The 24339-nt window shown below is 48.3% G+C and carries 14 protein-coding genes; 11 read left to right on the plus strand and 3 right to left on the minus strand.

What is annotated here, in order from left to right:
- Positions 1-114: 114 nt before the first annotated feature.
- Entirely contained in the window at positions 115-813 is a 699-nt protein-coding gene (locus tag FGB90_RS08905) for a hypothetical protein (protein ID WP_138810472.1), read from the minus strand.
- 584 nt (positions 814-1397) lie between these two features.
- On the opposite strand from FGB90_RS08905, the gene FGB90_RS08910 reads away from it, so the two are divergent.
- From FGB90_RS08910 to FGB90_RS08960, 11 genes are all read left to right on the plus strand, one after another.
- A complete protein-coding gene (locus tag FGB90_RS08910) occupies positions 1398-2756 on the plus strand; it encodes a glucoamylase family protein (protein ID WP_138810473.1) in 1359 nt (452 codons plus the stop codon).
- Positions 2757-2894: 138 nt separating this feature from the next.
- Positions 2895-4157, plus strand: a complete 1263-nt coding sequence (locus FGB90_RS08915) for a sugar ABC transporter substrate-binding protein (protein WP_246056114.1) — start codon at positions 2895-2897, stop codon at positions 4155-4157.
- Positions 4158-4328: 171 nt separating this feature from the next.
- Entirely contained in the window at positions 4329-5210 is an 882-nt protein-coding gene (locus tag FGB90_RS08920; RefSeq protein ID WP_138810474.1) for a carbohydrate ABC transporter permease, read from the plus strand.
- 53 nt (positions 5211-5263) lie between these two features.
- Positions 5264-6037, plus strand: a complete 774-nt coding sequence (locus tag FGB90_RS08925) for a carbohydrate ABC transporter permease (RefSeq protein ID WP_138810691.1) — start codon at positions 5264-5266, stop codon at positions 6035-6037.
- A gap of 341 nt (positions 6038-6378) precedes the next feature.
- The gene (gene bglX / locus FGB90_RS08930; protein ID WP_138810475.1) at positions 6379-8553 is read left to right on the plus strand and encodes a beta-glucosidase BglX; all 2175 of its coding nucleotides are present in this window, start codon (positions 6379-6381) and stop codon (positions 8551-8553) included.
- 36 nt (positions 8554-8589) lie between these two features.
- Positions 8590-11925, plus strand: a complete 3336-nt coding sequence (locus tag FGB90_RS08935; RefSeq protein ID WP_246056115.1) for a GH36-type glycosyl hydrolase domain-containing protein — start codon at positions 8590-8592, stop codon at positions 11923-11925.
- Between the two features lie 67 nt (positions 11926-11992).
- Entirely contained in the window at positions 11993-12979 is a 987-nt protein-coding gene (locus tag FGB90_RS08940) for a LacI family DNA-binding transcriptional regulator (protein ID WP_138810476.1), read from the plus strand.
- 255 nt (positions 12980-13234) lie between these two features.
- Positions 13235-16039 (plus strand): peptidoglycan-binding protein, encoded by a 2805-nt coding sequence (locus tag FGB90_RS08945; protein WP_138810477.1) that lies wholly within the window; start codon positions 13235-13237, stop codon positions 16037-16039.
- Between the two features lie 256 nt (positions 16040-16295).
- Positions 16296-18002 carry a beta-L-arabinofuranosidase domain-containing protein gene (locus tag FGB90_RS08950; protein ID WP_138810478.1) on the plus strand — a complete coding sequence of 569 codons (1707 nt, stop codon included), beginning with the start codon at positions 16296-16298 and terminating at the stop codon, positions 18000-18002.
- Positions 18003-18076: 74 nt separating this feature from the next.
- Complete coding sequence (locus FGB90_RS08955) at positions 18077-21445, plus strand: CapA family protein (protein ID WP_138810479.1); 3369 nt, start codon at positions 18077-18079, stop codon at positions 21443-21445.
- 22 nt (positions 21446-21467) lie between these two features.
- Positions 21468-21644 (plus strand): DUF4177 domain-containing protein, encoded by a 177-nt coding sequence (locus FGB90_RS08960; protein WP_138810480.1) that lies wholly within the window; start codon positions 21468-21470, stop codon positions 21642-21644.
- A 300-nt stretch (positions 21645-21944) separates the two neighbouring features.
- Here the strand turns inward: FGB90_RS08960 and FGB90_RS08965 are convergent, their stop codons facing one another.
- Both FGB90_RS08965 and FGB90_RS08970 read right to left on the minus strand, forming a co-directional pair.
- The gene (locus FGB90_RS08965; RefSeq protein ID WP_138810481.1) at positions 21945-23177 is read right to left on the minus strand and encodes a PrsW family glutamic-type intramembrane protease; all 1233 of its coding nucleotides are present in this window, start codon (positions 23175-23177) and stop codon (positions 21945-21947) included.
- Between the two features lie 15 nt (positions 23178-23192).
- Complete coding sequence (locus tag FGB90_RS08970) at positions 23193-24185, minus strand: DUF2628 domain-containing protein (RefSeq protein WP_171051761.1); 993 nt, start codon at positions 24183-24185, stop codon at positions 23193-23195.
- Between the last annotated feature and the right edge of the window lie 154 nt (positions 24186-24339).

The raw sequence follows: 24339 nt of genomic DNA on the forward strand, positions 1-24339 counted from the left end.
TAAAACGGCAGGAGCATGGATGTTCCTGCCGTTACTTTGTGTGAATGAAAGTTTTTTAACTAAGAACTTTATGGTTGCTCGGTAAAGGAGGGGCGTGTTCTGGCTTACCCTCTGTTAATTATCAGTACGCGTAAACGTCTCCAGTACCTCCGGCAGCTCGTCATACATCATATCCTGAAGCTCTGCCAGATACCTTTCATTTTCTGGCTCCATCAAGTCCTCCCCGGGCTCCCCGGCAAGGGTATAGGCAAAAATGTAGTCATCGGAAGACTCGAGATGAACCCACGGTGATCCTTCCAGATAATCTACTCCCTTTTCAGAGGAGAGAACAATGATGGAAAAGAAGTACTGTTCGATCTCTTCTTCCGGTACATAGCTCACATTCAGTGCTCCTTCAATCTGCTCTGAAAACGGTTCTTCATCGTATTCGATGATCCCTTCCCAGTCATCGGGAAAAGTAATGGAATACCCGAATTCACTGTTGGTATATGTAAGGGCATCTTCACTTTCAGAACTGTCCTCAACCTTTTCCGTATCCGACTCGGCATCTGTCTCCGATTCTGAGTCTCCTTCTGACTGCTCCTCTTCTTCGACTGCCTCATCACTGTTATCGAGATCGTCATCTTCCCCTGGATCGGTTGTTTCCTCTGGATCGCTATCCACTGTTTCCTCGTTTTGTTCCGCAGCTTCATGGTCTTCTTCGGTGTCTCCTCCAGCGGGCTCCGTGCCGGTCTGTTCATTCACCTCTCCGCAGCCGGATAGGGTAATTGCCGATCCGAGAATGACTGAAAGTAAAGTCTGTTTTCTTTTCATCTGGATGCCTCCTGAAATGGATAATATTACTTAATAGTTTAGCACGTGTAAGGAGCGGAAAAGCCCGGATCGTATGAAATTATCTCAAAGTGGTGTCAAAAATAAAGTGCATTTTTTTAAACTGCCGCGCTGAGATGATTTCGTGGATTCATTGTGACAACTGGATAAGGGGACTGGGAAGCTGCCAAATGCCCACATATGAAAATTTACCCTATTCGCAATTTTTATCTGAAATTTTAAAAACACTGTTGAAAGGGCTTACAAAATACTTTACAATCAAATTATTGAAACGTTTCACCTGTATGGTGACACTGAATTCACTACTTAACTGTAGCTAAACACACTATTTTAGAGAAACGTTTCAACTCGATCTACCTTTAAGTCTTTTTCCCGGTGTGGAAATCTTTCAGAAAATACATATGTCGTCCGCGGTTTTTGGGCCCACCGGGTATGGCTGTTTAATAGTTTCATAATGTTGGGGAGGTGATTGCTGGAGCTGCCGGCGTCATGTAAGCAGAATGGTGACTTGCAACTTTCTACTTGTCATGTAACAAAAACCTTAGACGAAAGGGCGTTGATGTCTAATGAAAAAGTTATTCAGCATCATGTTAACTGCAATACTCGTTTTTGCCTTTTTACCATCCACTCAGCATGCCCAGCCTCCCCATGAAGGGAATCCGCCTGGACAGAATGTTGCTCTGGACAAGCAGCTGAACGCAATTGCCAAGCAGACCTACAAGTATTTTGAGGATTTTACCGATGAGGAAACGGGTCTTACCTATGATATTGTCCGCCTGGATGAAGGCGAAGAAGGCAAACATACATCACCTACCAATATCGGTCTTTATATGATGAGTGTGATCTCAGCTGAAGAGATGGGCTTTATTGACGAAGAGGAAGCTGTTGAAAAAATCAGCAGAACGATCAGCAGCCTTCAGGAGATGGAAACATGGAACGGACTATACTACAACTGGTACTATACGGACGATGCGAGCCTCATGACTGACTGGGGTCAGTTTATCTCCCAGGTGGATAACGGCTGGCTCACAGCAGGGCTGGTCGTCGTGGCAGAAGCCTACGAAGAGCTTGAGGAAGATGCCCTTGCTCTTGCAGAGGGGATGGATTATTCCACTCTTTTCGATTTTGACGAGAACCTGTTTCGCGGAGGCTACGATGTTGAGACAGACAGCCTGACCGATCATCATTACGGCACATTTTACTCGGAAACAAGAATGACAAGTTATCTTGCGATTGGAAAAGGCGATGTTCCTTCCGATCACTGGTGGAACATGTACCGCACATTCCCGCCTGAATGGGACTGGCAGAGTCAGATCCCAGAAGGGTATGAAGTGGAATACGACGGGGTATCCTTTTTCCAGGGACATTACGAACACAACGATATTAAATATGTGCCGAGCTGGGGCGGAAGCATGTTTGAAGCCTTAATGCCGGGACTGGTTATCAATGAAAAAGAGCTCGGAACAGACGGCCTTGGTCTGAACAATGAACGGCATGTAGAACTGCAGATCGCTCACGCTGAAGAAGAAGGGTACCCTGTCTGGGGATTCTCTCCGGCAGCGATCCCTGGTGACTATCAGGAATTCGGTGTGCCGGCCGGCGGCATGGAAGGCTATCCTGAAGATGGTACCGTCACACCTCACGCGTCCTTCCTGGCACTCGATTACGCGCCTATGGAAGTGTTTGAAAACTTCAGGGAACTTCGCAAGCTGGGCGTTTACGGACCATACGGTTTCTATGACACCGTAAATGTTCACACCGGGGAAGTGACGGAGGCGTATCTTGCCCTCGACCAGGGTATGATCATGCTTTCCATCGCCAACTATCTTCACGACGGTCTGATCAAGAACTATTTCCATCAGAACGAAATTGGTTCTAACCCTGAGCACCTGCTTGAAAGAGAAGAGTTTTCCATTAACGAATAATTAATCAGGAGGGGCCGGCTGAAGAATGGCCGGCTCCCTCAAAAAAAAGATGTCCGCGTGTACCTACTCGTACGGTCTTTTAAGTCAATATTTTTTTGGTATAAAATTGAAACGTTTCACTCAACTTTAGGAGGGTTCATGATGAAATTTAAAAAGAGTTTAGCGATGTTCGCCGGTGTTTCCGTCCTCGCGGCAGCAGGCTGCGGGAATGACGGCGATGCAAACGGTGGTAATGGAGACGAACAGGGTGGTGACGGGGAAGCTGTCACACTTGATGTCTGGGCCATGGGTGAGGAAGGGAACGCCCTGGAGTCATTCGTAGAGGACTTTGAAAGCGAGCACGATAACATTGAAGTCAACGTCCAGGCAATCCCGTGGGATAATGCTCACGAAAACCTGCTCACAGCAGTCGCCTCCGGTAACGGCCCGGATGTCCTGCAGCTCGGAACCACATGGGTGGCGGAATTTGCAGGCGCGGGAGCATTCCTTGATCTGTCGGAGTACGAAGATGAGTACGACGTAATCAGTAATGACGATTTCTTTGAAGGTGCCCTTGATACAACGGTTTACAATGACGGTGTTTACGGTGTCCCTTGGTACGTGGATACGCGTGTACTCTTCTACCGCGCGGACATCCTTGAGGAGCACGGTTTCAGCGAACCGCCTCAGAACTGGGATGAGATGCTGGAAGTGTCCCGTGAGCTTGCTGATCGGGGCGACGGTATGTACGGCTACGATATCGATCAGAATGACCAGCTTGTCCCGCCTATCTTTGCATGGCAGAACGGATGGGAATTTAACGAGGAGGAAGCAGAGGAGAACTTTGCCGATCCTGCATTCAGAGAAGCGATGGCCTACTATCACACATTCTTCGATGAAGAACTCGTTCAGGTAACAGAAGGGGTACCGATCGAGCAGGGCTTTGAGGAAGGAAGCAAACCGATGTTTTCCAGCGGTCCATGGATGGTCAACATCCTTCGTGACAGTGCCCCTGACATTGACGGAGACTGGGATGTGGCCATGCTTCCGGGAAGTGAGCGCAACGCTTCTGCGATCGGCGGCTCTCACTTGAGTGTATTTGCGGAAACGGAGCACGTGGAAGAATCCCTCGAGTTTATTTCCTACATGTCCCAGCCTGAAACACAGGTTGAATGGTTCAAGGAAACGAACACCCTGCCGGCCCGTCAGTCTGCCTGGGATGACGAAGAGCTTCAGGAAGATGAAAAGCTTGCCGTATTCGGTGACCAGCTGGAAGAAGCATCAGCTCCTCCGGTACTGGACCAGTGGGAAAACATTGCCCAGGATCTGCTGTCCTCACTTGAGCGCATCAACCGGGGCGGTGCAGACCTTGACGAAGAACTGGACGAGTTCCAGCAGCAGGCTGCAAGACGTCTGAATTAATTTTACAGTACCGTAGAAAGAAATGAAGCGAAAGACGGCGGCTTCCTTGGGAAGTACAGCCTGAAGCGGGATGCAGCACTTCTTTACCTGCTATAAATTCAGAGAGAAAGGTTCCCCCAGGAAGCCTTTCTCTCTTCTTTCAACGATCATTTGTACGAGGAGGAAAGGTATGTGAATCATAAAAACGCCCTTACACCATGGTTGTTTATCGGGCCGGCCGTACTGCTGCTCATTGCTTTTTCACTGCTGCCGATCCTGGTAAGCCTTCTGATCAGCTTTACGGATATGAACCTGATTGGTCTCAGAAACTGGGATATGGTCAGCTTTGTCGGCATTGAAAACTTCATTGCACTGTTCCAGGATCCCCTGTTCCGCAGGTCGATTTTTAACACGCTCGTGTATGTCAGTATTGGTGTTCCATTAGTTATTGTCTGCTCTCTTGCTGTTGCACTTCTTCTAAATTATATGACGAACAAACTTTTTACTTTTTTCAGGGTGCTTTTTTATGTGCCCTCCATCACAAATATCGTCGCGATAGCGGTTGTCTGGGGCTTTCTCTACAACATGGACGTGGGACTGTTTAACTATGTTCTGAACACGCTTGGTCTGGGCAGCGTCCCGTGGCTTGAACACCCGTTCATTGCAAAAATCTCGCTCATTATTCTCGCCGTCTGGAAAGGAATCGGGATTAACATGCTGATTTACCTGGCAGCGCTTCAGTCAATTCCAAAGTCATTCTATGAAGCGGCTGATATGGATGGGGCGAACAAATTCCAGAAGCTAAGATACATTACGATTCCATCGTTAAGCTATGCAACCTTTTTCGTAACCGTAACAACGCTGATCGGCTGGCTTCAGTTTTTCGAGGAACCGTTTGTCATGACAGGCGGGGGCCCTCTTGACGGTACGATGTCCATGGCGCTGTTTATTTACGAAAGTGGTTTCCAGTATAACGACTTTGGCTACGCAGCGGCAGGATCGCTCGTCCTGTTCATTTTTATTATCGTGGCTACGCTAGTCCAGTTTACGTTTAATAAATCGAAAGAGAATTGAGGTGAACACTGTTGAAAACAAGATTGGAAAAGCTGTTCGTGACAATCGTTTTAATGGTCGGCGGATTTCTTGTCTCCATCCCGTTTATATGGATGATTCTGAGTTCCTTCAAATCGGAACGGGAGGCACGCACGATGCCGCCCACATTATGGCCGCAGGAGTTCACCTTTGAGCACTATATCAATCTCTTTCAGAATCTGAACTTCGGCACCTATTTTACGAATACACTGATCATCGTGATCTTTGCCATGCTCGGCTTGCTGTTTAACACGATGGCGGGATACGGGTTCGCCAAGTTCAAATTTAAGGGAAAAGAAGTTGTGTTTCTCGGTGTGCTTGCAACGATGATGATTCCGGCACAGGTATCCATGATTCCGGTTTATCTGCTTTTAAACCAGATGGGTCTTACGAATACGATGGCAGGGATCATTCTGCCCGGATTAATTGCTGCTTTTAACATCTTTCTGATCCGTCAGTTTATGACGACGATCCCAAATGATTTAATCGAATCTGCCCGGATAGACGGTGCTAAGGAGTTCCGGATTTTCTTCCAGATTATCCTCCCGTTATCAAAGCCGATTCTGGCGGTACAGGCGATTCTCACCTTTGTGGGTGCCTGGAACAGTTTTCTCTGGCCGCTCATTGTGGCAAATGATCAGGCGCTGTATACGCTTTCCGTCGGTCTTGCCCTTTTGCAGGGTCAGCACTCAAGCAGCTTTGCCCTGCAGATGGCCGGTGCAACTGTCATGGTCATTCCGGTGCTGTTTCTGTTTCTGTTCGTGCAGCGTTATATTGTTGAAGGGTTTAATACTACGGGCATTAAGTAATGAACTTGAGTTTGCATCCGCCTGCAGCTGATCTATAGACTTTACGAAAAACTCATGCGAACAGAATTGCACACCGCAGCATCAAAAACAGCTGATTAGTTACGTGCGCAGCTTCACGCCGGCAGAGAGACTCCTGCGGCAATGAGCTTTTTCTTCACGAGTAAGCTGCGAGCTGCTTCGACACAGCCAGCTCCGGAGCGTTACTGGAAGAGGAAGAAGCAATGGAGGCCGGGCGAGACCCCGCAGGCGAAGCCGATGAGGCTTCCGGCATCGCCGAGGAAAGCGAACGGACGGCGTGAAGCGGAGCTTCTGTTCAGCGTATTTCAGGAGGACTCAATGCTATGAATGAATCAAAATTACATGATCTGGTACGGAACATGACCCTGGAAGAGAAAGCGGCTCAGATGTCGCAGGTGGTTTCTTCCTTTATAGATGATAAGAGCGGTGAAGGGAAAATTACCGGTCCGTTTGCGGGAATGGAAGTGGCAAAGGAAGATATGAGCGGGAGCGGTTCTGTCCTTGGAGCATCAGGAGCCGATGATCTGAGGGCGCTGCAGAAAGAATACCTCGGGAAAAGCCGCCTCGGAATTCCGCTTCTGTTTATGGCGGACGTGATTCACGGCTATAAAACGGTATTCCCTGTGCCTCTTGCCCTCGGGTGTACCTGGGATCCGGATGCGGTGGAGGAAAGTGCCGCAATCGCCGCAAAGGAATCAGCAGCAGCGGGGCTTCATGTCACGTTTTCACCGATGGTTGACCTTGTAAGGGACCCGCGCTGGGGACGGGTGATGGAGACGACGGGAGAGGATCCGTACTTAAACGGTGTTTTTGCCCGTGCATTTGTCCGCGGCTACCAGGGAGACAATCTTGAGAACGATGAGTCAAAACTGGCCGCCTGTGTGAAACACTTTGCCGCTTACGGAGCTCCGGAAGGCGGAAGGGATTATAACACGGTGGACATGTCAGAGCGCCAGCTGAGGGAATATTATCTGCCGGCATACGAAGCTGCCCTGGACGAAGGGGCCGAAATGGTCATGACCGCATTTAACACTGTAGAGGGGATACCCGCAACAAGCAATAAATGGCTTATGAGGGACCTTCTCAGAAAGGAAATGGGCTTTAACGGCGTTCTCATTTCCGACTGGGGTGCCGTCCAGGAAGCGATTCCTCACGGGGTGGCAGCAGATAACAGGGAAGCCGCGCTGAAAGCAGTAACTGCAGGAGTGGATATCGAAATGATGACGCCCTGCTACGTTCAGCATTTAAAGACGCTAGTGGAAGAAGACGTGGTGGCGGAGGAACTCCTCGATGAAGCGGTGCTTCGGATTCTGCAGCTGAAAAACAGGCTCGGCCTGTTTGAAAACCCGTACCGCGGAGCAGACAGCTCTCTGGAAGAAAAGCTGACGCTGTCTGAAGAACACCGCAAAGCTGCCCGGGAAACCGCGGCAAAATCGTGTGTCCTTTTGAAAAACGAAGGAGCGCTCCCGTTAAAGAAGGAGCAGAACGTCGCTCTAATCGGTCCGTTTGCAGAAAGTACGGACCTCATGGGGCCGTGGTCCATCTTCGGATCAGAAGACGATGTTGTCACGATCGCCGCCGGCATTGGCGAAAAGCTCGGAACCAGGCCGACTGTTGAAAAGGGCAGTGACATTGAAGTGGTCTCCTCTCAAGAGCTGGAGGTAGCTGTTGAAGCAGCGAAACAGGCTGATGTTGTCGTGATGGCACTCGGAGAACATTCCGAAATGAGCGGCGAGGCAGGCAGCAGGACGAACATTAAGCTGCCTGAAGCCCAGCTGAAGCTGGCTGCGGAACTGAAGAAGCTCGGCAAACCGCTCGTAACCGTCCTGTTCAACGGGCGGCCCCTCGACCTGCACGGCGTGATTGAAGAATCGGACGCCGTACTTGAGGCATGGTATCCGGGAACGGAGGGAGGCCATGCTGTGGCTGACCTTCTGTTCGGAGACACGAACCCTTCTGGAAAGCTGACCATGTCCTTCCCGGACAACGTGGGGCAGGTACCGGTTTACTACAATTCCTTTAATACTGGGCGGCCGAAGGATCAGATTGCTCCGGAGGACCGGTTTGCTTCCAAGTATCTGGATGCGCCGAACGAGCCGTTATTCCCATTCGGTTTCGGTCTGAGCTATACCACGTTTACCTACTCCGGCCTTGCGCTGTCCTCAGAGATAATGGAGGAGAACGGCACGATTTGGGTGTCTGTTGATGTGACCAACACCGGCACGGCTGCCGGCGAGGAAACTGTGCAGCTGTACGTCCGCGACCTTGTCGGGGAAGTGGTCAGGCCTGTAAAAGAACTGAAAGGCTTCCGCAAGATTCATCTGGAGCCGGGTGAAACAAAACAGGTTGTTTTTGAGGTGGACGAAGAGAGCCTCAAGTATCACCACAGCGACTTAACCTGCACGTGCGACCCGGGGGACTTTACCCTCAGTGTTGGTCCCGACAGCCGGAATACAGACGAACTACGTTTTTCCTATCAGCCCCGTGGACGGCAGTAGGGAATACCCACCAGAGCATACGGCGAGGAGAGATTCATGATGAAAAAAGAAACACGACCAAGTGAGATTCACCAGATCACATCCGGTGATTTGACATATACGTTTTTACACACTGGAGACCTTTATGAGATTCGTTCGGAGCATACCATGATCAACCAGTGGCTCGGTAATACGATTGACGGTTCACTCAATAACCTGTACCTGCGGATTCATTCGAAAAATACGATCGAATGGTGCAAGATGCTCGGTTCAGGCTCCCCATCGGCTGTCTCTTTTGGGGACGAATCCGTTCAGTGGAAAGGGAGCTTTGAAAATGTCTCGTACCGCGTGACTTTTTCACCCGATCCGGCCGGCATCTGGTTCTGGAAGGTTGATCTGGAAGGGGACGGAGTGGAAGCGGACGTGGTATACGGGCAGGACCTCGGCCTTGGCGCACCGGCGATGGTCCGCACCAATGAAGCGTACGCTTCCCAGTATATCGATCATAAACCGTTTGAGACGGAAGGCGCGGGCTATGTCATCGCCAGCAGGCAGAATCAGCCGCAGCCCGGAGGAAATCCATACGTGCAACAGGGGTCTCTGACTGGTGCGGACGGCTATGTAACGGATGGCTTCCAGTTCTTCGGCCTCTCCTATAAGGAAACGAACGAACCTGAGCTGTTAAAGAAAGCGGATTTTCCGAACGAAAACTACCAGTATGAGTTTGCCTTTACCGGCCTGAAATCAGTAAGGGGAACGATTAACGGAAGCCGGACGGCTGTCTTTTACGTCCTGTTTAAGGAAAACCATCCGGAACCTGTGAAGGAACTGGAGTTTCAGGAGGAGCTGCAGGCGGCCTGGGAACGTGTGGAGAAAGCGGAACACGAGTCAGGGAAAGACGAATTTGGACCGGTAAGCGTACTGACCGGGGAAAATGTTAAAGCGCTGCCGATGACGTCCTCGGAAGTAGACCGTCTGTTCCCGGAAAAACGGTTTGAAGAGAACATCGGGGACAGGTTGGCGGCATTTTTCACGCCAACCCATGAGCATGTTGTTTTTCCTGAAAAAGAGCTTCGCGTGGAACGCCCGCATGGACATATTCTGATGACGGCAGAACACGGCGGGCTCGATCAGAATAAGATCACTACAACGTCCTGCATGACCGGCATATTCAACGCACAGGTGGCGGTTGGGAATACGTCTCTCAATAAGCTCATGACCAATCCCCGCAACGCCCTGAATATCCCGAAAACGTCGGGACAGCGGATTTACGTTGAAAGAGATGGGAAGTACTGCCTGCTCACAATGCCGTCCCTGTTTGAGATGGGCTTTAACTACGCCCGCTGGTACTACAAAACAGAGGACGATCTGATTGTGATTACCAATTACACGTCTGTCCGTGATGCACAAGTGACACTTCACATCGAGTCCCGGGAAGGAAAGCCGTACCGGTTCCTGGTCACAAATCAGCTTTCCATGTCTGCCAACGAATATGAGGAGCCCTTTTATATAGAAGAAAAAGAAGGAGCCTACTTTGTCACGGCCGGGGAAAGTGACGTCAGCCGTGACGTGCATCCTGACCTGAAGTACAAGTTTGACTTCAGTGTGCCGGCCGCCATGACAGATGAACGAGCGTTAGTGGAGGGTCAGGGGACAGCGTCCTTAATCGCTTTCGAACTGGAGGAAGCAGCCGAGTGGCGCCTTACGATTGCCGGCAGTGTAACCGGGGAATTTGACACCGGAGGCGAAAAGGACTTCGAGCAGGAGAAAGAAAGCTACCGCAGTTATTTTGCAGGGCTGATGAACGGGTTTAAGCTCGAGCACAACGGCAGCATGGCTCGCGATGTGGAAAAGCTCAATACGCTCGCCTGGTGGTATACCCACAATATGCTTATTCATTACGCTGTACCGCACGGACTGGAGCAGTACACAGCAGCGGCATGGGGCACAAGGGATGTGTGCCAGGGACCTGCAGAATACTTCCTCGCCATGCAGAAATACGACCGTGTAAAAGATATTATCAAAACGGTTTATGCCCATCAGTATGAGGATACAGGCAACTGGCCGCAGTGGTTTATGTTCGATGACTATACGAAAATCCAGCAGGAGGAAAGCCACGGTGATATTATCGTCTGGCCCCTGAAACTGCTGGCGGATTATCTGAAGACAACAGGCGATACGGCCATTCTCCATGAGCAGCTGCCCTACACAGACAGAAGCAGCAAGACATTTACCAATCAGAAGTGGACGCTGCTGGAGCACGTAAATAAGCAGATTGACTATATTAAAGCCAACTTCCTTCACGATACGTTTCTGTCTTCCTACGGTGACGGAGACTGGGACGATACACTGCAGCCGGCGAACCAGGAACTGAAGCAGTATATGGTCAGCAGCTGGACTGTGGCACTGACTTACCAGTCGTTAACGCGCCTCGGTGAGATGCTTGAGGATGCGGCGCCGGAAGAAGCTGCCGAAGTGAAACACCTCTCTGAAGGCGTCAAAAGGGACTATAAAAAGTTCCTGCGTGACGATAAGGTTATCTCCGGGTTCCTGTATTTCGCAGATAAGGAAAACCCTGAGAAAATGGTGCATCCTTCCGACAGTAAAACCGGAATCGAATACCGGCTTCTGCCGATGATCCGCAGCATGATCAGCGAGCTGTTCGAGGAAGAGGAAATGAAAGAACATTACGAGCTGATCAGAAAACATCTTTATTTCCCCGACGGTGTGCGCCTCATGAACAAGCCCGCCCGCTACGACGGCGGTGTGAGCAAGCACTTTAAGCGTGCCGAGCAGGCGGCGAACTTCGGCAGGGAGATCGGACTCCAGTATGTGCACGCCCACATCCGGTTTATCGAAGCGATGGCGAAAGTCGGCAAGGGCGATGTGGCGTGGGAAGCGCTGAAGGTAATTAATCCTGTCGGGATCGGCGATGCGGTGCCGAATGCGGAAATGCGCCAGAGCAACGCCTACTTCAGCAGCTCGGACGGTAAATTCAACACACGCTACGAAGCGGCAGAGCGATTTGATCAGCTGAAGAGCGGCGAGGTTAAAGTAAAGGGCGGCTGGCGCATCTACTCGAGCGGTCCCGGAATTTACCTGAATCAGCTGGTGTCGAACGTACTTGGTGTCCGCGAGGAAGGGGACATGGTTATTTTCGATCCGGTTCTTGACACTCGTCTGGATGGCCTCACGTTTGAATTTGCAGTCGCCGGACGTCCGGTGAGGATCGTTTATCACCTTTCCGGCAAAGAGGCCGGCAGCAGGGTGACTGTCAACGGTGAAGAGGTTCCGGCGGACACGATTTCCAACAGGTACCGCGATGGCGGACTGAAAATCAGTAACAAGCACATTGGTTCCGGCGGGAAAAATGAAATAGCCGTTTATTTGTAGTAAATTGGTAACAGGTATCTGACTTTAGGAAACGGGTGAAAAATGTCATACAGGGGGAGGTGAATCCATGGCTACTATTAAAGATGTGGCAAAAAGAGCAGGTGTGGCTGTTTCCACGGCTTCCTATGCGTTAAGCGGAAACAAGAAAATTAAAGGGGCAACAAGGGATAAGGTTCTCGCGGCCGCCAAAGAATTAAATTACAGGAAGAACGGCATGGCAATGGATTTAAAAAAGAGTAAAACGAAAACCATCGCTTTGATCCTGAGCGATCTTACGGGACCTTTCTATTCCGAACTGATCAGAGGGGTGCAGGAACTGGTTCTTGAAAAAGGATACGATCTGATCGTCTGCAGCTCCTACGGTGATGAAAGCTCCACTGCCGTTAAGTTCCTGCGGGAAACGAGAACAGACGGAGTCATCCTGCTTGCCCATAATATCGAAGACAGCTTTATCAAGGGATCTGCACGTGAAGGGTTTCCGATTATCGTGCTGGACCGGTCTGTTACCGGCGACCCGAACATTATCAGTATTAACGTAAACAATGTGAACGGCGGATTTCAGGCGACGGATTACCTGATCCAAAATGGGAAGAAATCGGTGGCGTTTATCAGCGGTCCCGGTAATTCAGTGGACAGTCAGGACCGTCTTTCCGGTTACCTGGATGCATTGAAACACCATGGGCTGACTCCCTTTTCCAAATGGATTCTAAACGGTAAGTTCACCCAGGAGGGCGGCTATCAGGCCACAAAAATGCTTATCCACCAGGGTGAAATGCCGGAGTCCATTTTCTATGCGAACGATGAAATGGCGATCGGCGGCCTGGAAGCACTGAAGGAGAACGGCATCAAGGTGCCTGAGGACATCTCCATAATCGGGTTTGACGACATCCAGCTCGCCCCTTATCTTTCACCGCCATTAACCACGATGCGCCAGCCAAAATACGAAATCGGCAAACTCGCCTCCCATGTTATTTTTCAGGTGCTGGAAGGTGTGAAAGTTAAGGAAAGCTATTCGTTTGAAACGGAGCTGGTTGAGAGGGTGTCGGTGAAATAGGAAAAGCTTTACTGTCCGGGATTATATCTTTTCCCAATGAAGCGAAGCAGAAACTGCTTCGCTTTTTTGTGTTGGGTGTAGAATGGCTTCCTGGTTTCAGAGGGTTTATTTACAATTTTATGGAAGTTAACTAGTCTTAAACTCGAATATTACTAACTGTTCATCAAATTATCTTAATTTTTGTAAATTAGTGGGTCATTTTGTAATAATGTGTTGTATTATTGTAAATGTAAATAAATCCTTGGGAGGGAATTTATGGTGACAAAATTGGGTTTGAAACAGATTTATGCAGTTGCTCTTGCTGTATTGCTCGTATTTACGGTGTTTGCACCGGGTGGACATGCAGAAGAAGACAGCAGTGGTGAACTGGAACTTAAGATTCTGCATACGAACGATATTCATGCTGCGATTGATCCGCTGGGAAAAGCTGCAGCGTATATTAATGAAGAAAGAGAGGCAGCTGAGCGTAGTCTCTATCTTGATGCCGGTGATATTTTCAGTGGCAATCCGGTAGTAGACTTGGAGTATGGTAAACCGCTTATTGAGATTCTTAACTCTATGGAACTCGATGCAATGGTAATCGGAAATCATGAGTTTGACTACGGTCAGGAACATTTTCAGGCGAGAGTGGAAGAGTCCGATTTTCCATGGATCAGTGCCAATACGATTGTGACTGACGATACAATTGCTATTGAGCAGCCTGAGCCTTACATGGAATTCGATCTTGACGGACTTTCTGTAGGAATTCTGGGTCTGACTCAGTCTCCTCCGGCTACAGCGCCATCCGGCCTTGTTGGACTGGAATTCCCTGATCCGGTGGAAACTGCAAGAGAGTATGCTCACAAAGCAGATGAAGTTGACGTGTTTATTGGCCTGACTCACGTGGGTTATAGTGTGGATCAACGCCTGGCTGAAGAAGTTGAGTTTTTTGACCTCATTGTCGGCGGACACTCGCACACCGTGCTGGAAGAGCCTTCTGTTGTAAATGGCACTCCGATCGTTCAGACAGGTGCCAACAGTAATAATGTAGGTAACGTGACAATTACGCTTGACGAAGATTCCCTTGACGTGACTGGGGTAGATGGGTTTCTTCAGAATACAGAAGAACTGACAGAAGTTTACCAGCCGACCCAGGACATTATTGACTACTGGAACGACAAATTGGATGAACTTCTTGATCAGGAAATCGGTTATTCGAACACCGGTCTTTCCCGCGATCCTCGCTATGATCGTGACGTTCAGCTTGGTAACTTCTGGACGGATGCAATGAGAATCACGGCAGGGGCGGATATGGCGTTTACAAATAATGGTGGTATCCGTGCCAGCATTGATCCAGGAACAGTTATGATGAGAGACATTTACACTGTGGAGCCATTTGCAAACGAAATTACTGTTATTGCAATGACTGGCGAAGCAATTTACGAAGAAATTAAATACTCATTTGAACGTAGAAACAGTCTTGATCTTCAAACGTCCGGCGCGAATTACACGATTTACACCCGTGGTGGTGAATTTTACGACGTTGACATCCGCCTTGACGGGGAAACAATCGACATGGAATCCACTTACACGGTAGCGGTAGCGGATTTCCTTGCTACCGGTGGAAGCGGCTACACGTTTGATGGTGAACGACTGGCCGATTACGGACTAATGACGACAGCGATGATTGAATTAGCAGAGAACTATACTGCGGCAGAAGAACCGATCGACTACGCTGATGGCGAAGGACGTATAGAAATCGTTGCCCTTCCTCTTGAACCGCCTTATAAAGACGGCGATGAAGGTGAGGAAGTCCGTGAGCTTAAACTTAAACTTACAGAGCTTGGTTTTGGCAACTTTCCTGCAGACCCGTCAGAGCGTTACGGATCGGTAACATCAGGAGTTGTAGAGGAGTTTCAGGTATATTATGGACTTGAAGTAACTGGCGAAGCAGATCAGGAAACACTCGGCCTGATCGAATATATTCTTGCATCCGTGTTCACTGACGGCGGAGAAGCAGCAGAAGTCAAGCAGCTTAAGCTCGATCTGACAGCCCTTGGCTTTGGTAATTTCCCTGCAGACCCATCAGAGCGTTACGGACCTGTTACAATGGGTGTTGTTGCGGACTTCCAGGAAGTTTTCGGGCTTGTTGTTAACGGGATCGCGGATCCTGTCACGCTTGCCAAAATTGAAGATCTTCTCGCTCCGCTTGAAGTACCTTACAAGGACGGAGACGTTGGTCCTGAAGTTAGAGAACTCAAACTTCACCTGACCGAGCTCGGGTTTGGAAATTTCCCGGCGAACCCGTCTGAAACATATGGTTCTGTAACGAAAAGTGTCGTAGAAGCCTTCCAGTCCTACTACGGCATTGAAGTAACAGGTGAAGCTGATGAAGCGACACTTGGACTGATTAAATCCATTCTGACTTCTGTATTCACAGACGGCCAGTCTGCTCCTGAAATTAAAGATTTGAAAGAACGTCTTACGTATCTTGGATACGGAAATTTCCCGTCAAGCCCGTCCGAGAACTACGGACCGGTAACGATGAACGTCGTTTCTGATTTCCAGAAGGATCAGGATCTTGTTGTGAACGGCCTTGCTGATCCGGTAACATACGCACTTATTCTCGAGATGATCCCGCCGCTTGAGGTGCCATTTGAGAATGGGGATAGAGGAATTGAGATCGTTTCCCTGAAGAAGGATCTGTCAGCCCTTGGTTTTGGAAACTTCCCTGCGGCTCCTTCTGAGCTGTATGGACCAGTTACGTCAGCGGTAGTGACAGGATTTCAGGACTATTATAGCCTAAGTGTATCAGGCATTGCAGATGAAGAAACTCTAAACATGGTAGAGGCGATTTTCCACTCTATTTATACAGATGGAAATGAAGCGCCTGAAATTAAAATTCTGAAACAGAATCTGACAGCTCTTGGCTTCGGAAATTTCCCTGAAAATCCATCCGAGCGCTACGGACCAGTTACGATGGGCGTGGTATCAGAATTTCAGGAAACATACAACCTTGCAGTAAATGGAATAGCGGATCCTGTAACCCTCGCTAAAATTGCTGATCTGCTGGATGATTAATAACCTTGAATTTGAATTTTCCCGGAATCCACTGAGATTCCGGGATTTATTTAGACTGAATTACAAGAGAGTAGTCTTATAAGAAAAGGTAATAGTGCACTTTTCCTGTGGAAAATACGATATTTTCCCTAAAGGTGACAAATTTCCCATATCCCTCTGTTATAATCGATACTGGAAACTATTGAACTACTTAATTGTGAAACTTACATAGAGAGAAAAACAGTATCACAAAATATAAATTAAAGGGGTTTGTCAGTTGGAGAAACTAGTAAAATCGATCTATCAGGATGTGCTGTCCGGGAAAAACAGAGCGTATAAAGAAACGGATCACTATGAAGCTTCCTACCGGATGGAAGACGGAAAAATGGTCGTGTTTATTTCGGTCAGTGATGCCAACTCACGTGCTTTTGTGAGCCGGGGACTTGCTGAAACTCTGGACGAGGCGGTAAGACTTGCTGTGAGACGTTTTAACAGAAATAAACCTGCAGGCTTTAAGGCTGAATCTGTGAAGCTCGACATCGTTACGAGTGTTCGTCCGGTAAAAAGAAAAACCAGCCGGATTAATATTGACCGTGCTGAAGTGAGATACAACCGGGGCGGGGACGGGCTTCTTTTTGGTAAATCTTTTAACACTGCATTCCTGCCTAGAGAAGTGCAGGCCTACAGAATGGTTGAAAACCGAAAGATTGTCCGTGAGCGTGTGTACGGGGCTTTCGAAAAGCATTTTCTCTCATCCAATAAAAAAGCGGTTAAAAGAATGATTGCTTCTGACTACATGGATGTTTATAAGTTTAAGACAGAAGAGCACTTTTACAGTGAATCAGAAGGGTACCTGCGCCTCACAAGGGGGAGACGTTCCTACGGCCAGCTCACAGCTCAGGACATGTGGGACGCCGTTGCTTTAGCAAAGGATAACTACTATAAGCACGCAGTTAACTCCAAAGGGAAATTTGTGTACAGCTTTCTTCCGGATCTGAATCAGAAACCGGACGATTACAACATTCTCCGCCATGCCGGAACGACCTATTCCATGATCGAGACATACGAACTCATGCCCGATGATGGTCTTCTTAAAGAAATACAGCGTGCCATCGATTTTCTGCTTCAACAGACGAAAAAGCTTACCATCAATGGACACGAAGTCGACGTGGTTGTGGAAGGAGATCTGATCAAGCTGGGTGGAAACGGCCTGAGCATTGTAGCGCTTGCGAAATATACTCAGGTAACAGGGGACAGGCAGTACCTGCCGATCATGCAGTCCATGGCTACCTGGATTTATGAGCTGCAGAACGGTCATGATCGCTTCAGTGTTCACAAACAGAAGTATTCCACCGGTAAGGATACGGACTTTGTTTCGCACTATTATCCTGGAGAAGCAATCCTGGCAATGGCACGCCTATATCAGGTGGATGGAAATGAGAAGTGGCTCGATGCAGGAGAAAATGAAGCAAATTATCTCATAAATACCCGGGATAACGATGCAACTCTGAAAACAATTGCCCATGACCACTGGCTTCTGTATGCTTTGAACGATTTGTATCGTGAGCGGCCGAAGGAAATGTATCTTAAACATGCTTTCTTTGTATCAGAGGCGATCATTCGCGCCCAGCGCCTTGGTGATGATTTAAAGCCAGGCTGGTACGGTTCCTACGAAAAGCCAGGTACACCTGCTTCCACCCCTGTAGCATGCAGAAGTGAGGGGCTAGGTGCTGCCTACAGACTGGCATCCGATCACGGCTATCACAGTGAAGCAGAGAAGTACAAGTCAGCGATCGAGGAAGGAATCAAGTTTCAGCTTCAAATGCAGCTGAAACCGGAGTCAGTAATGTACTTTGATTACAAAGATCTCTGCCTTGGCGCAGTACACCGCCATCTTAACCATTTTGAACTGCGAAACGACTTTACTCAGCACAACATCTCGAGCTTCATTTCCTATTACCGTATTTTAAAAAATAACGAATAAGCTGCCCGGTAGCCCCCAATTCATTGCAATTTGGGGTCCGAGCCTTTTACTAATGAAAGAAAAGGAGTAATACAATGGCCTATTCCAGTACCATTACCATTGCGGGCGATACAAGTCTTGGGGAGTATTACCTTGATAAGCCGAAATGGCAGCATATCCACGAACGTCTGAAAAACGATCCTTCTTCATTTTTCAAAGAAGTATCTCCTCTCACAGCTGCCGATGATTACTTTATCCTGAACTTTGAATCTGTATTTTTGGACGGTCCTGCTGCTCCCCTGGAAGGAAAACAGTACCCGAACTGGGATGAAAAAGATAAAATACTGTCTGTTTTTAACGAGCTTGGGGTAAATGCCGTGACTATGGCAAACAACCATGCGCTTGATTTCGGAGAAGAGCCTTTCCTCAATACAGTAAAGGCCTTTGAAACCGGAGGATTTAAGACAGTGGGTGCGGGTGCTGACAGAGAAGAGGCATCTGCACCTCTGGAACTGAGTTTAAAGGGAGAATATTCAGAGCAGAAAGTGTTTATTTTTACTGGAATGAGAGCATCGAAGCGATACCGGGAAGATTACGGGTTCATAGCCAAAAAGGATAAAGCTGGTGTCAATTCACTGGCGCTCTCCAGAATGCAGAAAAGGATCCGGGATATTCGTGACCGCGAACCTGAAGCGATTATACTGGTAATCCCTCACTGGCAGGGACGCGACTACAAATGGGCGTCTGACAACGAGAGGATACGTGAACGCTGTCAAGCCATTCTCGAGGCAGGTGCGGATCACATTATTGGTCATGGCACCCATATGGCAAATGAAATGACCTTATCCGATGGGAAACTAATTGCCTATTCCATCGGCAATTATGTATTCAACTCCCCTGGCAGATACGCTTCAATGGACGCCCCTCCATACAGCCTTCTGGCTAAGCTGCAGTTTACTGAGCAGGATGGAAAGTGGGAGACGGGCTTCCGTTTTTATCCTATTGTTACTGATAACAGAAAGACAGACTTCTCTGTTCGCCCAGTTACCCCGGAGGAATGCAGGGAGTGTTTAAAAGCATTGACCGAAAAAAACGGGGGAGAGCTGGTTTACCGGACAGGCGAGGATGAAAAGGGATATTATTTCACTGTGGCGGAGACGACAGAGCATTACCGGAATTTTGGGTTAAATATAAATATGAAGGAACACCGTGTCTTTCTTGATTCAGGCCTTCTCAGCAAACCGGAACCGGCTTTTCTGGATGAGGTTCAGGCACATTGGGAGAAAGGAACAGGAGAAAAAATCGACACGTCTCTCCATGCTGCTTTTCATCAGTTAACAGGCAGAAAAGAAAAGGATCTTATCCCTACATCGATTGTGTGGAAAACAGTGGTTCCGTACCTGAATGGGTCATCAAAAAAGAACGTATATCGTGATAAAAACCTGTACGAACAGCTTCTTGATACTGACCGAATGGCAAAAACAGCTGTAAAACGGGTTAGGGGAGTATATTACGATTCGGAAAACAATGTTCTTTCTTCAGGAGAAGCTGAAGGATACCTGCGAGGAGCTTCCGGTGAGGGAGTTTATATCGTAAAACCGAGCACCACAAATAATGGCACCGGCATCTACCTGATTGAAATGACAGAAGAGGGAATCACAGTCGACGGTAAACCGCAGAGGCTGGCCGACCTGGAGTCATACTATGGACCAAACTTTACCATCCAGCATATTGTGAAGCAGCATAGGGTGATGGCAAAACCCCATCAAAATTCTGTGAATACTCTTCGTATGGTCACATTGAGGTGGGAGGGACAAGTAAAGCACCTGCTCACGTTTGCCCGATTCGGGGCTGACGGAAGTATTCGTGACAACGCCGGAACAGGCGGAGTATGCGTGGGGGTGGACGATAAGGGGAGGCTCCTTGATTTTGCAATAGACGAGCATGCTTTCAGGCACGATGAACACCCAAGCACAGGCTACTCGTTTAAGGAACGTGCTCAGATTCCAAATTACGGGGAGTTTGTTCAATTTGTCGAAGAACTGCATGCTCAAATCCTTCACCATGACTTTATATCCTGGGATGTAGCTGTAGGTGAGGATGGGAAGCCTGTATTTATAGAAATGAATTTTCGCGGAGTTACCTGGCTGTATCAACTGGCAGCGCAAAAGCCGCTGTTTGGCTCACTTACACTTGAAATCCTTCAGAAAATAAAAGAAGAGACGCAGGAAACCGCCAATCCCCGGGATTTTCGCCCTTCATACTTTAATAGCGGTACAGGCGTAAAAAAATCAAAAAAGGCTGCTGGCTTATCCCTTAAGGCGGCTCCGTCACTTTCAGAGCGGATCTTTGGTGAAGGTAATCATCATTCTTCCGATCTTGACGATTATGATGCAGTTAAGGAGCAGATCAGCGACCTGCATCAGCTTCACCGGGAAGTAGACGAGCGATTCTATCAGTATTATGAAGAACTGGTCTCAAGTAAGCATATGAAAATAAAATCTGACGAAAATTATCCGCTGTACAATGAGCTCAGGCGGGCAGTAAAGCCGGAGCACGTCAGTTATGCCACCATTAAACAGTTTGAGCGGAGAAAAATGACACTGCCAAAGGCCATGTCCTATAAGGAGATTATGATTGAACAGTCTTCACTTAAGCAGATGGGCTTTCCGGAACATTCATGGAAGCTGAATAAAAAAACGAGAGGGTACCAGTTTGCCGATCAAATTGGCCTGAGACGGCCCCATACTGACAGCCGGACATACAAATTTGAGGAAATTCCTGAGCAGACCGGCCCGGTTGTTGTCAAACCAACTTCCTCCCGAGGCTCCATGGGTGTATATCTGATCTATTCTCCCGACAAAATACTTTCTGTTCGGCGAGGCAAGTGGCTTGACAGCTGGGCGGAGCTTGAACAGGATGTTCTAAAGCAGCTTGAGCGCGATCAGAAGCGGGCAAGGCCGTACCTCCTGAAAGACGAATGGATGATTGAAGAGCTCATACTCGGTGTAGAGGAGGACACACAGCCGCCATCAGATCTGAAATTTTACTGTTTCTATGGTGAAGTCCTGTTTGTTTCAGAGACGAATCCAATGTATAAAAAGAAGTTCTGTTACTGGGATGAAGATATGAATATTGTTCAGACCGGAAGATACGACGAACAGTTTTACAGAGGAAACGGCTTTACACGCGAGGAACTGGAGATGGTGAAAGCAGCCAGCAGGGAGATTCCTGCACCGTTCATCCGTCTGGATATGCTGAAAGGAAAAGACGGGTTGTTTTTCGGGGAAGCGACCCCTCGCTCGGGGCATTTTCAGCTGTTTAATGAAGAATTCGATCTTAAGATGGGGGAATCCTACCGGACAGCCGAACGGCGGATCTTCAATGATCTGTTTGCCGGAAAGTCGTTTCGTCCGTTTAAGGAAGCAATGGACCTGGTCAATGAAGAGGACATGCGCTTATAAATTGCAATGGAGGTAATTCCGAATGAAGCAGTACAAAACAGTGAAAGTGGATGAACTGGTCTTTGACCGGCGAAGAATGGAATTTGAAACCCTGCTGAACGAAGAAGCAAAGGAAGGCTGGGAACTGCACAGCGTGGTTCCTCAGGTTCACAATGGTTCTGTGGATAAGAACGTGGCCATTTTTGTGAAGGATGAGTAAAAGGGATTTTTCCTGCTGATTCAGCCGCATACAAGGGCGAAGCAAACCAGGCTTCGCTTTTTGTATGAAGCCTTTAAGGTATGCAAGAATATCCTCCTGCTGTTCCTTAAGTCAGTCGTAATGATAAAATTGGAATAATACTGGTGGGATGTAAAACTCCACACCAGCCTCCTGCAGGAGCCCGCGGCTGTGGCATACGGATTTGTAAATTATCATTCTGACAAACAACGAATAAAGAGGATCTGCCAGACTCGGTTGGCGATCCTCTTTATTGTTTACTGGAGAAAGGCCACGGGGTAATCAGTCTGGCGAAGCATTGCTTCTTTTGCCCTTCTCTTCCTCCCTTATCTCTTCATTCAGCCTCGTAATCTGCTTTAACCCTGCGTTCATCAGCGTAAAAATAAAAATCCAGGCAATGGTGACCAGAACGAGATATTTGAAGTAAAATGCCTCGAGCGTATACAGCGGCATATTCCAGATGGCGTGTAGAGCAACGGGGACAGCGAAAATTTTCAGGAAGCGGCTGTTGAAAATATGCTCACTTGTGAGTGTTGACGCCCCTTTTACGAGTGTGAGTGCAGCACCGGTAATGGCAGCCCAGACGACGTGTCCGCCAATGGAAAGCCAGGCACGGTCAAAGATGTTTTCGACCATGGCACTCTCTCCAAACATCAGGCCAATATTAAAGGCATAGCCTGCCGATTCAAAGGCGGCAAATCCCGCCCCAACTGCTGCACCGATCAGAAGTCCATTCAGGATATATTTCGTATTGAGTTTATAGATGAAAAACGCCACTATCAGGAGCTTGCCCACTTCCTCGATTACACCGACGGTAACTGCACCGCCGAAGTCCAATGTGTAGACAGGGAAGAGGGAGAAGATAAACAGGGTGGCTACGATTGAAGCCACGCCTCCCACAAAAAACATTTTCACAACTTCAAAGATACTGATGTTTCGCGGAGCGTTCGTTTCCCAGAAAAAGACGAGAAGGGAGAACGGTACCGCAAAGGCGCCGATTACAATGAGACCGGGAATGGCATTGACGTTGTAAAACGTAAATGTACATACGTAAAGAAGCAGGTACGTAAGGGCTAAGTATAAGAACACCCTGGAAAACAGCCACGGTTTCGGCCACGATGATGATATATTTTTTTCTTCGGGAGTTGTCTGTGCAGTGCCGGATATAAACAGCAGTTCAGCTTCTTCTTTTGAATGCTTTTTTGATACGGATGAAAAGACATCGGAGAGTCTCAGGTCGACCTGCTCTTTTTCCCCAATCATCTGATTGACCTTGTCTGCAGCTCCCCTGAAAACTGTTCCCACAGAATCAGGAAGGGAAAATTCCGCTTCTTTTACAGCAGCCGTTTCTTCAGTGGAAAATCCGGATTCCTTCAACGGCGACCAGGTCGTGTCTGCTTCTCTTTTGACGAATGTCTCCGGTGTAACTTTTCCGGTTGTGATCAGTGACAGAAACTCCTGCTCACTGTATGGACCGTATATTTCCCTTTCGTTTGCATAAAACCATTTATCCAAAATGAGTCTCTCCTCTTAGTATCGTACTGTAAAGGTCTGTTCACCTGCCAGACCGTCTTTGGTAAAGATCTGCAGCAGGTACTCCCCTTCTTCAAATATGGGGTCATAGTAGGAATCGTACAGAACAAACGAGATATTATCCCAGGTCGGGTTGATGTCGGTGGTCCACTGATCGTACATCAGTGTTGAACCCTGCTCCATTTTGCTGATGTAGATGTCGAAGTTGGAACCAACTGTCTCACCAAAGGAAACATTAATAAAGATGTTCTCAAGAGGAGAGAAGGTGGTTTTCTGGCCCGTGATGGCAGCATCGGCATCCATCCCTGTCCCCATTACGATGGTGTTCAGATCACCGCCTGAGAATGTACTTTCCACCGCTGACTGATGCGGATACAGCACTTCTTCCAAAATGAAGACAGCAACCACAAAGATAGCGAAAATCCCCAGTGCTTTCCACAGGTTTGTGCCGCCTGCTCTGGCCAGGTCGGCCCGGATGTCGCCTGTTACTTTATGGGTATCACCGATCTTCTTTTTCGCATGCCTGTAGTAAATGGCATTTCCCCTGAGGCCGAGGAAGATAGAGATGCTGATCAGTAAAACAAAGACGAGAAGTTCCGACCTCACAAAAAACGGAAGAAAATAATTCACGGCCATAACCAGAATCATGAGGCCGTACATTTTCCGATAGCCAAGCCAGAACACGCTCAGAAAAAAAGCGGCCCAGTTCCATCCTGCTGTACGTGACGGATCGTCTGACTGCTCCCACCTGTCAAAGTAGTATGACTGGTTTTTCCCGACAAAAGCATCAAGCTCTTCTTTTTCATCCGGGGTGGCAGACGAATGTGAAGCGGCAGGTTCTGCTGGAGGAGAAAGGGGCGCTTCGTGTGAGGAGTGATCCGTTTCCACGTGGCTGGTATTCTCATCAGACCCTGCAAGACGTTCACCGCATGAGTGGCAGAAAGATGCACGTTTCGATACCGGGATTTCACAAGCCGGACACTGCTTCATCTCATCGACCTCCTTTTCTGAATCATATTTAAACGTGAAATCATTTAGCACTGCCACCATTTCATGCTTTTTTACGACTGTATATTCTATAACTCTATTTATCTTTCGACAGGAATTACGGATATCCTTTCCAGACAGGCGGTCGTTTCTTACT

Origin of the sequence: Alteribacter natronophilus, assembly GCF_006007885.1 — a bacterium.
In the GTDB taxonomy this organism is placed as follows: Bacteria; Bacillota; Bacilli; order Bacillales; family Salisediminibacteriaceae; genus Alteribacter; species Alteribacter natronophilus.